The organism is Pseudogulbenkiania sp. NH8B, assembly GCF_000283535.1.
Taxonomy (GTDB): Bacteria; Pseudomonadota; Gammaproteobacteria; order Burkholderiales; family Chromobacteriaceae; genus Pseudogulbenkiania; species Pseudogulbenkiania ferrooxidans.
Genome location: NC_016002.1, coordinates 255863 through 270601 on the forward strand (window position 1 = coordinate 255863; position 14739 = coordinate 270601).

A 14739-nucleotide genomic window follows, 5' to 3' on the forward strand; every position below is an offset into this window, starting at 1 on the left:
CTTATCCACAGGCCGGTTTTTGCAGTACAATGCCCGCCAACGATCCGAGGAAAGCCCGCATGTACCAGTCCGAATTCACCGATTTCATGACCCAATTTCTCGATAAGAACCCGCAAGTGGACAGCGAGCGCCGCGAGCTGCGCCTGACCTGGTGGGACCGCAAGGTCGATCTCGACGACCAGCGCCGCTGGAAAGAGGCGCGTGTGCCGCAGAAGCCCTACGTCTACCAGCCGGAGTGAGCCTGTCCCGGTCGTTCCCCGCTACGCCCGTGTTCACGGGCGTTTTGCCGTCTAGATGCCGTTCCTGACATGACCAGCCGCACCGTACCACTTGATACGCCCCTGCACGACTACCTGATGGAGATCGGCGTCACCGAACACCCGGTGATGGCCGAGCTGCGCGCCTTCACCGCCGGCCATCGCCTGGCCAAGATGCAGATCGCCCCGGAGCAGGGCCAGTTCATGGCCTGGCTGGCGCAGCTGATCGGCGCGCGGCGTTACCTGGAAATCGGGGTGTTCACCGGTTACAGCGCGCTGGCGGTGGCGCTGGCGATGCCGGACGACGGCGAGGTGGTGGCCTGCGACGTCAGCGACACCTTCACCACCATCGCCCGCGAGTACTGGCAGAAGGCCGGCGTGGCCGAACGCATCCGGCTGGTGCTGCAGCCGGCGTTGGCGACGCTTGAGGCGCTGTTGGCCGAAGGCCGCGCCGGCAGCTTCGATCTGGCCTTCATCGACGCCGACAAGCCGGCCTACCCGGACTACTTCGAGGCGTGCCTGAAGCTGGTGCGGCCGGGCGGGGTGATCGCCATCGACAACATCTTCCTCAGCGGCCGCGTGGTTTCACCGCGCCCGGAAGACCCGCCAGGGGTGCACATCATGCACGCCTTCAACGCCGGCCTGAAGCACGACCCCCGCATCCGGCTCGCGGTACTGCCGGTGGGCGACGGCCTGACGCTGGCCACCCGCTTGTAATGCCGATCGGCTCCCCGGCTGAACTTTCCGCCGTGCGGGCCGGTCTTTACCGTTTCTGTCATCAAACCCCTGCGGCCGCGATGGTATCATCCGGCCAGACGCCGTTATTCGCTACGCTGCCATGCTCAATCGACGCCCCCGCCGCCAGATGAACCAGATGAACGTCGTGCCTTACATCGACGTGATGCTGGTATTGCTGGTGATTTTCATGGTCACCACGCCGCTGTTCACCCCCGGCGTGATCGACGTGCCGAGCGTGTCGCACGCCGCCGCGCTCAACGAGCAGCCGCTGGAGGTGATCGTCGAGGCCGACAAAACGATGCAGCTCAAGGCCGACGGCAAGGAAACGCCGTTGGCCGGCAAGGACGAGCTGATCGCGCGCTTGCACGAACTCAACGCCACCGAGCGCCCGGTCGCCATCACCGCCGACCGCGACCTGAAGTACGCCGAGGTGGTGGAGATCGCCGACGACCTGCACAAGGCCGGCATCAAGCGTGTGGCGCTGACGGTGAAACAGGGCAAATGATCGCCGTGGCCGAACAACGCAATTCACCGTGGCCGGTCGTCCTGTCGCTGCTGCTGCACGCCACGGTGGTGCTGCTGCTGGTGCTGGGCGGACTGAGTTCGAACGACAAGCCGCAGGACGCCCCGGTCGCCGTCGAACTGTGGAGCAGCGCGCCGCCGCCTCCGCCGCAGGCGCCAAGCGTGGCCGTGCCGCAACCTGCGCCCCGCCCGCAGCCGGCACCCCCCAAGGTCGCGCCGGCGCCGGTCGAGCCGCCGCGCGCCGAGGTCAATCTCGGCGAGAAACGCAAGCCGCTGCCGGAGAAGAAGCCGGAACCCAAGCCGGAGCCGAAACCTGCACCGAAGCCCGAACCGAAGCCCGAACCGAAACGCGAAGCCAAGCCGGAGGTGGTGAAGCAGGCCAAGCCGCAGCCGGCAGCCAAGCCGGTCGAGAAGGCCCCTCCGGTGAAAACCGCCAAGGCCGACAGCGTGCCCGACAAGCATGCCGAGAAGAAGGCGGCGGCGCTGCCGCCGGGCAAGGGCAGCAAGGCGGCGCCGCGCTACAACCCGGAAGCCGACGACCTGCTGGCCGATCTTGGCAGCAGCAACACCACCAAGAAGGGTAACGCCCGCAGCGACCAGGCCGGCCAGAAAACCGGCGTGGTCGGCGGTTCGGCCAACGGCACGTCGCTCAACCTGGACGGCTACGCCAGCAAGGTCCAGGCCAAGGTGAAGCCGCTGGTGCAGGTTCCGCCCGAGCTGTCGGGTAACCCCAAGGCGGTGGTGCAGGTGACGCTGCTGCCGTCGTTGGAGGTCCGCGCGGTGCGCCTGTTGGCGTCGAGCGGCAACACGGCCTACGACGAGGCGGTGCAGCGCGCGATCTGGGAGGCGAAGACCTTCCCGTCGCTGCCGGCTGGCGCCAGCTTTACCGATTTCCGCCAGCTCAAGCTGGAATTCCGCCCCCATTGAGACCCCGACCGCACCACTGAGGAAGCCGATGTCCATCGTCAAAACGCTGATCCGAGCAATGTTGCTGCTGTGCCTGGCCGCCGCCGGCGCCGCCCGCGCCGACATGACCATCGAGATCGTCGGCGGCGGCGCCAACCGCCACGCCATCGCGGTGCTGCCGTTCCAGAACGAAACCACGCAGGTGCGCGAGGCGCTGACCCCGATCATCCGCAACGATCTCTTGCTCACCGGCGCGTTCCGCATGGTTGACCCGGCCAGCGCCGCCAACCCGGCGTTCGAGCCGGCGCAGATCAACTACCCGGCGTGGCGCGGCGCCGGTGCCCAGTCGCTCGCCATCGGCAAGGTCGAGGCGGCGGGCGGCCAGGTGAAGATCAGCTTCCGCCTGTTCGACGCCGCCCAGCAGAAGCAGCTGACCTCGGGCGAATTCACCGTGACGCCGGAGCGCTCGCGCGAAGTGGCGCACACCATCGCCGACATGATCTACGAGGCGATCACCGGGCAGAAGGGCATTTTCAACACCCGCATCAGCTACGTGCTCAAGTCCGGCCGCGACTACCTGCTGCAGGTGGCCGACATGGACGGCCGCGGCGCCCAGACCATCCTGCGCTCCAAGGAGCCGATCATCTCGCCGGCGTGGAGCCCGGACGGCGGCAAGATCGCCTACGTCTCGTTCGAGGCCAAGAAACCGGTGGTGTGGGTGCAGAACCTCGTCACCGGCCAGCGCCGCATCGTCGCCAACTTCAAGGGCAGCAACTCCGCTCCGGCGTGGAGTCCAGACGGGCGCCAGCTCGCCGTGGTGCTCACCACCAGCGGCACCTCGCAGATTTACGTGATCGACGCCAACGGCGGCGGCGCGCGCCGCGTCACGCACAGCAACGCCATCGATACCGAGCCGGCGTGGAGCCCGGACGGCAGCCAGCTCTACTTCGTCTCCGACCGCGCCGGCGGCCCGCAGATCTACGTGCAGCCGGTGGCCGGCGGCAGCGCGCGCCGCCTGAGCTGGGACGGCAGCTACAACGTCTCGCCCAAGGTGTCGCCGGACGGCCGCACCCTGAGCTACATCCGCCGCCAGGGCGGCCAGTTCCGCGTGGTGGTGCAGGACCTCGCCAGCGGCGACAACCGCGTGCTGTCGAGCGGCGCCTACAACGAGCGGCCGAGCTTCGCCCCGAACAGCCGGATGGTGCTGTTCGCCAGCGACGAGGGGGGCCGGAGCGTGCTGTACGCCGCCACTCCGGACGGCAGCAGCAAGGTGCGCCTCGCCGTGATCAACGGCGACGTGCAGGACCCGGCGTGGGGGCCGTTCAACCACCCCTGAGAATTTTTTCCGGATAATGCGATGACGGGGGGAACCCTGAACGGTTTTCCCTGTCCGCTATCAGTTAGCGGATTGCCTTTTGCGCAGTCGCTTGCCCACTTTGACCAATACCTTAGGAGTCAATGCATGAACCTGAAACACCTGCTGATCGGTACCGCCACCGTCGCCCTGCTGGCCGCCTGCTCCAGCACCAAGCCTCTGGAGACTGCCGCCCCGACCGTGAACGGCAGCGCCGGCGCCGGTCAGAGCGCCACCCTGCCGGCCGACACCGGCGCCGCCGGTCAGGGCTCCGTGGCTGTCGACCCGCTGAAGGATCCGAACAGCCCGCTGTCCAAGCGCAGCGTGTACTTCGACTTCGACTCCTCCGCCGTCAAGCAGAGTGAACAGCAGACCGTGGCCAACCACGCCGAGTACCTGAAGTCGCACCCGACCCGCAAAGTGGTGATCCAGGGCAACACCGACGCGCGCGGCAGCCGCGAGTACAACCTGGGCCTGGGCCAGCGTCGCGCCGAGAGCGTGAAGAACGCCATGCAGGTTATCGGCGTCAAGGAAAACCAGCTGGAAGCGGTCAGCTTCGGCAAGGAAAAACCGAAGGCGACCGGCAACACCGAGGCCGATTACGCGCAGAACCGTCGCGCCGACATCGCCTACGACGGCGAGTAACCGCCTATATTCAGCTGGCGGGCGAGCCCTGGCGGCCTGAATGCCGCCGGCGCGCAACAGGCGATGGCCTGGCCGCCATACTGGAATGGGTGCCACGTTGCTCCCCCCGGGCCGTTCCGGATGACGTATCCTGAGCGGCCCGATTGCCTTCAAGGAACACGATCATGAAACGGCTTGCCCTCGGTGCGCTGTTGCTGACCCTGCTGGCTGGCTGCGCCACCACCACCGAGCTGGACGACACCCGCAGCCGCCTGGAAGATACCCGGCGCCAGCTCGACCAGATCAATCGCCAGGCCAACACCCGCCTGACCGACGTCGAAACCAAGCTGTCCAACGACAAGCTGCTGGCGATGATCAGCGAGCTGGAAAGCCTCAAGGCCGAGCAGGCGCGCCTGCGCGGCGAGCTGGAAGTGCAGGGCTACAACCTGCAGAACACGCAGAAGCGCCAGAACGATCTCTATGCCGACCTGGACGCCCGCCTCGCCAAGCTGGAAGGCGGCGCACCGGCCTCGTCGGCCTCGCCGGCTTCGTCGGGCGCTACCGACGGCGGCGCGCCGAGCTCATCGGCGCCAGCGGCGACGCCGGCCAGCTCCGACTACGACAAGGCCATCGCCCTGCTGCGTAACCGCGACTTCCCGCACGCCACCGAGGCCTTGAAACGCTTCATCGACCAGAACCCCGGCGCGGTGGAGGCGGTCGACGCCATGTACTGGCTCGGCGTAGCGCACGCCGCGCAGCGCCAGTACGATGCCGCCATCGACATCCATCGCCGTTTCGTCGAGCGCAATCCGAATCATCCCAAGGCCCCCGACGCCTTGCGCAACATCGCCAACTGCCAGCGCGACCTGGGCCAGGTCGACGTGGCCAAGGCGACCCTGCATCGCCTGATCAAGCTCTATCCGAAGAGCGCCGCGGCGGTGAAGGCCAAGGAGCAGCTCAAGCAGATGTGAGGCCAGGGCGAGTCAATCCGCATTTTCAGGGGCAGCGGCCCCTTTTTCTCGCCCGCACTCAAAACCGGGGTTTCTGACGAAAACGAGAAAACGGTTCCGGCCTGACGCGGCATTCGGGTAAAATCCCGTTTTTTCCATACCTTACAGGCTCTTCCGCCATGATCGAAGTCGGTATCGTGATGGGTAGCAACAGCGACTGGGACGTCATGCAGAACGCCGCCCGCGTTCTCAAGGACTTTGGCGTCGCGTTCGAAACCCGCGTCGTCTCCGCCCACCGCACTCCTGACCTGCTGTTCGACTACGCCGCCAGCGCCGAAGCGCGCGGGCTCAAGGCGATCATCGCCGGCGCCGGCGGCGCCGCCCACCTGCCGGGCATGCTGGCCGCCAAGACCCACGTCCCGGTGCTGGGCGTGCCGGTGCCGTCCAAGTACCTGCGCGGCGAGGATTCGCTGCTGTCCATCGTGCAGATGCCCAAGGGCATCCCGGTGGCCACCTTCGCCATCGGCGAAGCGGGGGCCGCCAACGCCGCGCTGTTCGCGGTGGCGATGCTGGCCAATGCCGTGCCGGAACTGGCCGCGAAGCTGAAGGCCTTCCGCAAGAAGCAGGAAGACACCGTGCTGGCGATGACGCTGCCGGAGGTCGAATAATGGCGGCGATTCTCCCCCCGGCGATGCTGGGCATTCTCGGCGGCGGCCAGCTGGGCAGCATGTTCACCGTGGCGGCCAAGACCATGGGCTACCGCGTGACCGTGCTCGACCCTGACGCCAGCGCCCCGGCGGCGCGCTTCGCCGACGTGCATTTGTGTGCGCCGTACAACGATCCGGATGCGCTGAAGACGCTGGCCGAGACCTGCGCCGCCGTCACCACCGAGTTCGAGAACGTCAACGCCGACGCCATGCGCACACTGGCGCAGAAGACCCGCGTGTCGCCGTCCGGCGACTGCGTGGCGATCGCGCAGGACCGCATCGTCGAGAAGGGCTGGATCAACAAGGCCGGGCTGCCGACCGCGCCGTATCTCGCGATCGAGTCGGTCGAGGAGATTCAGGTCGATCTGACCCCGTACCTGCCGGGCATCCTCAAGACCGCGCGTCTGGGCTACGACGGCAAGGGCCAGGTGCGCGTGCAGACCGCCGACGAGGCGCGCGCCGCCTACGCCGACCTGGGCGGCCAGGCCTGCGTGCTGGAAAAGATGCTCGACCTCCAGCTCGAGGTCTCGGCCATCGTCACCCGCACCTCGCCGGCGCAGGTGGCGGTGTTTCCGGTAGCGGAGAACCGTCACGCCGGGGGCATCCTCGACGTCTCCATCGTGCCGGCGCGCATCGCGCCGGAACTGGCGGCGCAGGCGCAGGACATGGCCAAGAAGTTGGCCGAAGCGCTCGATTACGTCGGTGTGCTGGCGGTGGAGTTCTTCGTGCTCGCCGACGACACGCTGGTGGTCAACGAGATCGCGCCGCGCCCGCACAACTCCGGCCACTACACGCTGGATGCCTGCCTCACCGACCAGTTCCAGCAGCAGGTGCGCGCCATGTGCGATCTGCTGCCGGGCCGCACCGACCTGCTGAGTCCGGCGGTGATGGTCAACCTGCTGGGCGACAGCTGGCGCGAGGACGGCGGCGAGCCCAACTGGGCGGTGCTGGCCGAGGCGCCCAACGTCCACCTACACCTCTATGGCAAGCAGCAGGCGCGCACCGGCCGCAAGATGGGCCACTACACCGTGCTGTCGGCCAGCGCCGACGCCGCGCTGGAGCAGGCCGAGGCGCTCAAGGACACGCTGTAATCATCGGATTTCGGGCGCCCCGCCACGGGCGCCCGGCTTGTTTTCAAGGAAGCAACATGACCGGCATCACCACCACCAACCTCACCAGCCTGAAGAAGATCTACTCGGGCAAGGTGCGCGACCTGTACCAGATCGACGACAAGCGCATGCTGATGATCGCCACCGATCGCCTGTCGGCGTTCGACGTGATTCTCGACGACCCGATCCCGGGCAAGGGCCAGATCCTCACCGCCATCTCCAACTTCTGGTTCGAACGCCTCAAGGACCTGGTGCCCAACCACCTCACCGGCGACAAGCCGGAGGACGTGGTGAGCGCGGAAGACCTGCCGCAGGTGGAAGGCCGCGCCGTGGTGGCCAAGCGCCTGAAGGCGGTGCCGATCGAGGCGGTGGTGCGCGGTTACCTGGCCGGCTCGGGCTGGAAGGAATACCAGCAGTCCGGCACCGTGTGCGGCATCAAGCTGCCGGAAGGCCTCAAGGAAGCCAGCCAGCTGCCGGAGCCGATCTTCACCCCGTCGACCAAGGCTGCCGTCGGCGACCACGACGAGAACATCAGCTACGAGCGCTGCGTCGAGATCATCGGCGCCGAGCTGGCCGAGAAGGTGCGCGACACCGCGATCACGCTGTACAAGGCGGCCGCGTTCTACGCCGCCACCCGCGGCATCATCATCTGCGACACCAAGTTCGAGTTCGGCCTGGACGAGGACGGCACGCTGACGCTGATGGACGAGGCGCTGACGCCGGATTCCAGCCGCTTCTGGCCGGCCGACAGCTACGTCGCCGGCAGCAACCCGCCGTCGTTCGACAAGCAGTTCGTGCGCGACTGGCTGGAAGCCTCGGGCTGGAACAAGCAGGCGCCGGCCCCGGCGGTGCCGTTGGACGTGCGCGAGAAGACCGCGGACAAGTACCGCGAGGCGCTGGAACGTCTGACGCGCTGAATCTACTGCATTAGGCGGCTGCGCCTGCGCATCCTGAGCGCCGGGGGACTGCGTGCGATGCGGAATCCTCATGGACTCCGTGTCCATTTCGGTTCGCGTGTTCCGGCGGCACTCAAGCTGCTTGGGCGCGCCGGCCTGCTGCCGCGGGTCTCCCTCTCGCCGCCAAGCACTTCATGCATACCAACCCGCCGTCAGGCGGGTTTTTCATGATGGGGTACCGGCTGCCGCCGGCGCCGGGCCTCTGTCATACTGGTGCGTGCCGCTTTCCGACGGAAACCCGATGACCGTGCTGCAACCCACCCTGTCCACCGCCCGCCTGCTGCTGATCCCGGCCGACCCCTCGTGGGCGTTGGCGCTGCTCGACTACCAGCACCGCAACCGCGAGCATCTGGCGCGCTGGGAGCCGCGTGGCGGAGACATGTTCTACAGCGAACTGTACTGGACCATGCGCCTGCGCCAGCGCTGCCGTGACTGGCAGGACGGGCGCGGCGCGGCGTTCCTGCTGGTGCGCGAAGGCACGCCGGGGCGGGTGGCCGGCACCGTGACCCTGTCCAATATCGTGCGCGGCAGCTTCCAGGCCTGCCACCTCGGGTACAACCTGGACCAGGCTGAGCAGGGGCGCGGGCTGATGCACGAGGCGCTGCGGGCGGTCATCGCCTGTGCTTTCGAGACGCTGCAGCTGCACCGCATCCAGGCCAATTACCAGCCGGACAATGTGCGCAGCGCGGCGGTGCTGCGCCGCCTCGGCTTCGTCGTCGAGGGCCACGCCAAGGACTACCTGTTTCTCGACGGCGCCTGGCGCGATCACGTGCTGACGGCGCTGACCAACCCCGATTTCGACCCGGCGCGCATGCTGGCCTGAGCCGGCGGCGCACCTTTGCCGTTCTGGAGCCCGGACGATGCAAGCCTTTACCCTCGACGCCGCCGACGGCGAAACGATCCGTGGCTGGTACTGGCTGCCCGTCATGGCGCCGCGTGCGGTGGTGCTGATCGTGCACGGCATGGGAGAGCACGCGGCCCGTTACCGGCGCTTTGCCGACAGGTTGGCCGAAGCCGGTTACGCGGTGTACGCGCACGATCAGCGCGGCCATGGCGAGCGGCCGCGGCGGCGCGGCTGGTTCGCCGCCGAACAGGGCTGGAACAAGGTGGTGGACGACGTCGATACGGTGCGCGCCCACGCCGCGGCGCGGCACCCCGGGGTGCCGCTGCTGCTGTTCGGCCACAGCATGGGCAGTTTCGTGTCGCGCGCCTACCTGCTGCGTCACGGCCAGGGCTTGGCCGGGCTGGTGCTGTCGGCCACCGGCTACCGTCAGGCCTGGCTGGCGCGGCTGATGCGCCGCGTCGCCGGCCTGGCGGGCCGGCTGGGGGGACGGCTGCAGCCGAACGCCTTCATGAGCCGGCTGGTGTTCGGCAGTTTCAACCTGTCGTTTCTGCCGGCGCGTACCGCGGTGGACTGGTTGAGCCGCGATGCGGCCGAGGTCGATCGCTACCTGGCCGATCCCTTGTGCGGCTTTCACTTTACCCCGGTGCTGTGGCAGGACCTGTTCGGCGGCATCATCGCGCTGGAGGCCGGCGAGCAGCGCGGCCGCAACCTGCCGCGTTGCCCGGTGCTGCTGATGACCGGCAGCCGCGATCCGGTCAGCCTGGGGCACTGGGCGCTGCGGCAGCTGGCGCGCCGCTACCGGCGCGCCGGGCTCGACGACATCACGCTGCGGGTCTACCCCGGCGGGCGTCACGAGATGCTCAACGAGACCAATCGCGAGGCGGTGACCGCCGACATCCTGGCCTGGATGGAGCGTGTCGGCGTGGCCGGACGGACCGGCTAACGCGCCCGCGGGGCGGCTTGGTGTTCTCGTTTCGCCTCATCTATTCTTCATAATATCTACCGGGTATGCCGGTATTCATCATCACGCCCACCCTGGCACCGCCTGCTCCCGGCCGTGCGGGTTCGCGTGCGCCGGGAGAGTCGACTTGTCTACGCTGTCGCCACCCTCCATTTCCACCTTTGTGCCGCTCCCGCCCCGGGGCATGGGGCTGTGTGCGCTGGCAATGGGGCTGGCCAGCCTGGGCCTGGCCTGGCTCGGCATCTGGCTGCTGCGCGGGCCGGGCGACGTGGCCGCGATCTGGCTGGTCAACGGTTTTGCCATGGCGGTGCTGGCGCGGGCTCCGGCGACCGCGCGTCTGCCCCTGGCGCTGGCCTTTCTCGTCGGGGTGGGGCTGGCCAATGTGCTGGCCGACAACACGCCGCTGCTGGCGCTCGGGCTGGGCCTCGCCAACTTGGCCGAGGTGGCGCTGGGGGCGCTGTTGCTGCGGCTCATCCATCATGGCGAACCCTTCCTGTCGTCGCTGCGGCTGACGGCGCTGAGCCTGCTGGCGGTCGGTCCGTGCGCCGCCGTGGTGGGGGCCAGTGCCGGCGCGCTGGTGGTGGCGCTGGAGCTGGGCGTGCCGTTTGGCACCATCTGGCCGAGCTGGTGGTTCGCCGACGGCATGGGCGCACTGGTGCTGGTGCCCTTGCTGCTGCTGAGCGACCGCTCGCGCTGGCGCCAACTGCTGGCTCCGACGAAATGGCTGCGCGTGCTGCTGCTGGCGCTGCTGGTGGCGCTGACCTGCTACGCTGGCGTGCGCTACCTGCCGTACCCGTTCATCTTCGCCGAGATTCCGCTGATCGCCGGCGCCATGCTGCTGGGCCTGTTCCCCGCGACCCTCCTGATCCTGCTCGCGGCGGCGCTGATCGTGGCCGCGACGCTGGATGCCCCGGAGATGGTGCTGGCCGGCTTGCAACGCTGGGGCCCGGCCGGGTTCAACCTGCCGCTGGCGGTGACGGTGTCGCTGCCGGTGATGGTGGGGGCGCTGATGGATGCGCTGGAGCGTCAGCAGACGGCGCTGGAACTCAGCCGCAAGGAACTCAGCGACACCATGCAGGCGGCGGCGATCGGCATGGCGCTGGTGTCGACCAGCGGCCACTGGCTCAAGGTCAACCCGGCGTTGTGCCAGCTGTTGGGCTACCGCGAAGAGGAACTGTTGCCGCTGACGTTTCAGGACGTCACCCATCCCGACGACCTGGAGCTGGACCTGGCCAACGTCCACGCGCTGCTGGAGGGGCGCGCCGACACCTATCGCATGGAAAAGCGCTACCTGCGCCAGGACGGCCGGGAATTGTGGGCGCAGCTGGCGGTGTCGATCGTGCGCGACCGCGATGGGCGGCCGCTTTACTTCGTGGCCCAGGTGGAGGACATCGACCAGCTGAAGCGGGCCCAGGAAGCGCTGCGCGAGAGCGAGGCGCGCTGGAACTTCGCGCTGTCCGGCAGCGGTCAGGGGGTGTGGGACTGGGATCTGGCGAGCGGCACGGTGTTCTTCTCCGATACCTGGAAGGGCATGCTGGGCTATGCCCCGGGCGAGATCGGCCAGGACATCGAGGAGTGGTGGTCGCGCATCCACCCGCAGGACGAGGAATGGGTGCGCGTGGTGCTGCAGCGCATCGCGCAGGGGCGCGATAGCCGTTACGCCATCGAGTACCGCCTGCTCGACAAGCGCCACAACGCCCTGTGGATCCACGACCGCGGCGTGGTGATCGAGCGCGATGCCGCCGGCCAGCCACGGCGGCTGATCGGCACCCACACCGACATCAGCGCCAGGAAGCGCGACGAGGCCGAGCGCCGGCGCCAGAGCGAGCGCATGGCGTTGGCGGTGGCGGCGGCGCGGGTGGGCATCTGGGAGTGGCACATCGGCAGCAACACCCTGATCTGGGACGAGCGCATGTACGAGTTGTACGGGCGCCAGCCCGGCGACGGCGATCCGCCGCTGGAGTACTGGTACAACAGCCTGCACCCGGACGACAGCGAGCGGGCGCTGCAGGAAGTGGTGCTGGCGCAACAAGGCAAGAAGCCGCTCGATACCGAGTTTCGCGCGCTGTGGCCGGACGGGCAGGTGCGCCACATCCGCGCCCTGGCGACGGTGCGCTGCGACGAGTACGGCGTGCCGGTGGCGATGACCGGCACCAACTGGGACATCACCGAGCAGCGCCGGCTGGCCGATGCCCTGGCCGAGGAGAAGGAGCTGTGGCGCGTCACGCTGCACTCCATCGGCGACGCCGTGATCGCCACCGATACCGCGCTCGTGATCAATTACATGAACCCGGTGGCGGAGCGCCTGACCGGCTGGCGCCAGGCCGAGGCGCGGGGGTGGCCGCTGAGCACGGTGCTGGTGCTGCGCGATCAGGCCAGCGGCCAGCCGCTGGCCGACCCGGTGGAAGCCTGCCTGCGCCAGGGCCAGCCGGTGTTTCTCCAGCCCGGCGCGGTCCTGATCGGCCGCGATGGCCGTGCGGTGCCGGTGCTCGATTCGGCCGCCCCGGTGCGTGCCGGCAACGGCAGCGTCATCGGCGCCGTGCTGGTGTTGCAAGACCTGCGCGACCTGCCTCCTTCGCGGCCCGGCGCCATGCCCGCGTCGCCGCCCGCCCGCTGAGGCGCCCCCGGCCGTCGCGCTATCCCCCTCGGTCACTTCCCCTTGGCGCAGCGCGCCCGGTCAGGTGCTGGTTTGACAACTTACTTACTAGTAAGTATTGTCGTGGCACAGGCTAACACGATAAAAAACCGCCACACCAACACGAGGAATTTCCCATGACGGCTTACCCGCAGCTCTTGGCCCCGCTCGACCTCGGCTTCACCACGCTGAAGAACCGCGTGCTGATGGGTTCGATGCACACCGGACTGGAAGAGGCGCCGCAAGGCTTCGAGAAGATGGCCGCGTTCTACGCCGAACGGGCGCGCGGCGGGGTCGGGCTGATCGTCACCGGCGGCGTCGGCCCCAACCCGGAAGGCTGCGTGGCCGAAGGGGCGGCGATGCTGGCGCATGAAGCCGAGGTGCCGCAGCACCGTCTGGTGACCGAGGCGGTGCACGCCGAGGGCGGCAAGATCTGCCTGCAGATCCTGCATTCCGGCCGCTACAGCTTCCAGGAGCAGTGCGTGTCGGCCTCGCCGCTGATCGCGCCGATCAATTTCTACAAGCCGCGCGAGCTCTCCGAAGAAGACATCTGGCGCACCATCGCCGACTTCGCACGCTGCGCCCGTCTGGCGCAGCAGGCCGGCTACGACGGCGTCGAGGTGATGGGCTCGGAAGGCTATCTGATCAACCAGTTCATCGCCCGCGCCACCAACCAGCGCCGCGATGGCTGGGGCGGCAGCTTCGACAACCGCATCCGCTTCGCCATCGAGACCGTCAAGGCGGTGCGCGCCGCCGTCGGCCCCAACTTCATCATCATCTACCGGCTGTCGATGCTGGATCTGGTCAAGGATGGCAGCATCTGGGACGAGGTGGTGCAGCTCGCCAGGGAGATCGAAAAAGCGGGGGCCACGCTCATCAACACCGGCATCGGCTGGCACGAGGCGCGCGTGCCGACCATCGCCACCATGGTGCCGCGCGGCGGCTTCGCCTGGGTGACCAAAAGGCTGATGGGGCAGGTCGGCATTCCTCTGATCACCACCAACCGCATCAACACCCCGGAGGTGGCGGAAGAGATTCTCGCCAGCGGCTGCGCCGACATGGTGTCGATGGCGCGGCCGTTCCTGGCCGACCCGGAGTTTGTGAACAAGGCGGCGGCGGGGCGGGGCGACGAGATCAACACCTGTATCGGCTGCAACCAGGCCTGTCTCGACCACATCTTCCAGGGCAAGCTCACCAGCTGCCTGGTCAACCCGCGCGCTTGCCGCGAGACCGAGCTGAACCTGGCGCCGGCGGCGACGCCGAAGCGGCTGGCGGTGGTCGGCGCCGGGCCGGCCGGGCTCGCCTGCGCCACCACGGCGGCCGAGCGCGGCCACGCCGTGACGCTGTTCGACGCCGCCGGCGAGATCGGCGGCCAGTTCAACGTCGCCAAGAAGATTCCGGGCAAGGAGGAGTTCCACGAGACGCTGCGCTACTTTGCGCGCCGCCTCGAGACGACCGGGGTGACCGTGCGCCTCAACACCCGCGTGCAGGCGGACGACCTCAAGGATTTCGACGAGGTGATCCTCGCTACCGGCATCGCGCCGCGCCTGCCCGCCATCCCCGGTATCGAGCACCCGAAGGTGCTGAGCTACCTCGACGTGCTGAAACACGGCAAGGAGGTTGGCCGAAGCGTGGCGATCATCGGCGCCGGCGGCATCGGCTTCGACACCGCCGAGTTCCTCACCCACGAGGGTACGTCGAGCTCGCTGGATGCCGCGGCGTTCATGCGCGAGTGGGGCGTCGACATGTCGGGCGAGACGGCCGGCGGCCTCGCGCCGCAGGGGCCGCAGCCGCATCCCAGCCCGCGCCAGGTCTACCTGCTGCAGCGCAAGACCAGCAAGGTGGGCGAGGGGCTGGGCAAGACCACCGGCTGGATCCACCGCGAGAGCCTGAAGATGAAGCGGGTGCAGATGGTGTCCGGGGTGAGCTACGACAGGATCGACGACGCCGGGCTGCACGTCACGATCAAGGGCGAGCCGCAGCTGCTGGCGGTCGACAACGTGGTGGTGTGCGCCGGGCAGGACCCGCTGCGTGAACTCGTGGCGCCGCTCCAGGCCATCGGCAAGACCGTGCACCTGATCGGCGGCGCCGACGTGGCGGCCGAACTCGACGCCAAGCGGGCGATCGATCAGGGGGTGAGGTTGGCGGCGGTGATCTGAGACGGCTTCGGCCAACC

The 14739-nt window shown here is 68.3% G+C and carries 14 protein-coding genes; all 14 read left to right on the top strand.

Translation table 11 applies throughout. From position 1 onward, the window contains the following. Positions 1-59 precede the first annotated feature (59 nt). Positions 60-239 carry a DUF3460 family protein gene (locus NH8B_RS01090; protein WP_008954761.1) on the top strand — a complete coding sequence of 60 codons (180 nt, stop codon included), beginning with the start codon at positions 60-62 and terminating at the stop codon, positions 237-239. A 69-nt stretch (positions 240-308) separates the two neighbouring features. Then, the gene (locus NH8B_RS01095; protein ID WP_014085667.1) at positions 309-974 is read left to right on the top strand and encodes a class I SAM-dependent methyltransferase; all 666 of its coding nucleotides are present in this window, start codon (positions 309-311) and stop codon (positions 972-974) included. 157 nt (positions 975-1131) lie between these two features. Beyond that, complete coding sequence (locus NH8B_RS01100; RefSeq protein ID WP_232503510.1) at positions 1132-1500, top strand: biopolymer transporter ExbD; 369 nt, start codon at positions 1132-1134, stop codon at positions 1498-1500. Continuing rightward, entirely contained in the window at positions 1497-2444 is a 948-nt protein-coding gene (locus tag NH8B_RS01105; protein WP_014085669.1) for a cell envelope integrity protein TolA, read from the top strand. Before NH8B_RS01100 ends, NH8B_RS01105 begins: the two co-directional genes overlap by 4 nt. Positions 2445-2472: 28 nt before the next feature. Continuing rightward, complete coding sequence (gene tolB, locus NH8B_RS01110; RefSeq protein ID WP_014085670.1) at positions 2473-3759, top strand: Tol-Pal system beta propeller repeat protein TolB; 1287 nt, start codon at positions 2473-2475, stop codon at positions 3757-3759. Positions 3760-3885: 126 nt separating this feature from the next. Further along, positions 3886-4422 carry a peptidoglycan-associated lipoprotein Pal gene (pal, locus tag NH8B_RS01115; RefSeq protein WP_008954766.1) on the top strand — a complete coding sequence of 179 codons (537 nt, stop codon included), beginning with the start codon at positions 3886-3888 and terminating at the stop codon, positions 4420-4422. Positions 4423-4586: 164 nt separating this feature from the next. After that, positions 4587-5372 (top strand): tol-pal system protein YbgF, encoded by a 786-nt coding sequence (ybgF, locus tag NH8B_RS01120; RefSeq protein WP_014085671.1) that lies wholly within the window; start codon positions 4587-4589, stop codon positions 5370-5372. Positions 5373-5530: 158 nt separating this feature from the next. Beyond that, positions 5531-6019 carry a 5-(carboxyamino)imidazole ribonucleotide mutase gene (gene purE, locus NH8B_RS01125; protein ID WP_008954768.1) on the top strand — a complete coding sequence of 163 codons (489 nt, stop codon included), beginning with the start codon at positions 5531-5533 and terminating at the stop codon, positions 6017-6019. Continuing rightward, on the top strand, positions 6019-7149 hold the full coding sequence (locus NH8B_RS01130) for a 5-(carboxyamino)imidazole ribonucleotide synthase (RefSeq protein ID WP_014085672.1): 1131 nt from the start codon (positions 6019-6021) through the stop codon (positions 7147-7149). Before purE ends, NH8B_RS01130 begins: the two co-directional genes overlap by 1 nt. A gap of 56 nt (positions 7150-7205) precedes the next feature. Beyond that, on the top strand, positions 7206-8084 hold the full coding sequence (locus NH8B_RS01135) for a phosphoribosylaminoimidazolesuccinocarboxamide synthase (protein ID WP_008954770.1): 879 nt from the start codon (positions 7206-7208) through the stop codon (positions 8082-8084). 280 nt (positions 8085-8364) lie between these two features. Next, positions 8365-8946: a GNAT family N-acetyltransferase gene (locus NH8B_RS01140; RefSeq protein ID WP_014085673.1), complete on the top strand. Its 582-nt coding sequence runs from the start codon at positions 8365-8367 to the stop codon at positions 8944-8946. Positions 8947-8983: 37 nt separating this feature from the next. Next, positions 8984-9910, top strand: coding sequence for an alpha/beta hydrolase (locus NH8B_RS01145; RefSeq protein ID WP_014085674.1), 927 nt, complete (start codon positions 8984-8986; stop codon positions 9908-9910). Positions 9911-10055: 145 nt separating this feature from the next. Beyond that, entirely contained in the window at positions 10056-12545 is a 2490-nt protein-coding gene (locus tag NH8B_RS01150; RefSeq protein WP_232503511.1) for a PAS domain-containing protein, read from the top strand. 155 nt (positions 12546-12700) lie between these two features. Beyond that, positions 12701-14722: an NADPH-dependent 2,4-dienoyl-CoA reductase gene (locus NH8B_RS01155; RefSeq protein ID WP_014085677.1), complete on the top strand. Its 2022-nt coding sequence runs from the start codon at positions 12701-12703 to the stop codon at positions 14720-14722. The last annotated feature ends 17 nt before the right edge of the window (positions 14723-14739 follow it).

Coding starts and splice junctions, on each gene's coding strand:
- NH8B_RS01090 (WP_008954761.1), top strand. CDS start 60: ATGTACCAGTCCGAATTCACCGATTTCATGACCCAATTTCTCGATAAG.
- NH8B_RS01095 (WP_014085667.1), top strand. CDS start 309: ATGACCAGCCGCACCGTACCACTTGATACGCCCCTGCACGACTACCTG.
- NH8B_RS01100 (WP_232503510.1), top strand. CDS start 1,132: ATGAACGTCGTGCCTTACATCGACGTGATGCTGGTATTGCTGGTGATT.
- NH8B_RS01105 (WP_014085669.1), top strand. CDS start 1,497: ATGATCGCCGTGGCCGAACAACGCAATTCACCGTGGCCGGTCGTCCTG.
- tolB (WP_014085670.1), top strand. CDS start 2,473: ATGTCCATCGTCAAAACGCTGATCCGAGCAATGTTGCTGCTGTGCCTG.
- pal (WP_008954766.1), top strand. CDS start 3,886: ATGAACCTGAAACACCTGCTGATCGGTACCGCCACCGTCGCCCTGCTG.
- ybgF (WP_014085671.1), top strand. CDS start 4,587: ATGAAACGGCTTGCCCTCGGTGCGCTGTTGCTGACCCTGCTGGCTGGC.
- purE (WP_008954768.1), top strand. CDS start 5,531: ATGATCGAAGTCGGTATCGTGATGGGTAGCAACAGCGACTGGGACGTC.
- NH8B_RS01130 (WP_014085672.1), top strand. CDS start 6,019: ATGGCGGCGATTCTCCCCCCGGCGATGCTGGGCATTCTCGGCGGCGGC.
- NH8B_RS01135 (WP_008954770.1), top strand. CDS start 7,206: ATGACCGGCATCACCACCACCAACCTCACCAGCCTGAAGAAGATCTAC.
- NH8B_RS01140 (WP_014085673.1), top strand. CDS start 8,365: ATGACCGTGCTGCAACCCACCCTGTCCACCGCCCGCCTGCTGCTGATC.
- NH8B_RS01145 (WP_014085674.1), top strand. CDS start 8,984: ATGCAAGCCTTTACCCTCGACGCCGCCGACGGCGAAACGATCCGTGGC.
- NH8B_RS01155 (WP_014085677.1), top strand. CDS start 12,701: ATGACGGCTTACCCGCAGCTCTTGGCCCCGCTCGACCTCGGCTTCACC.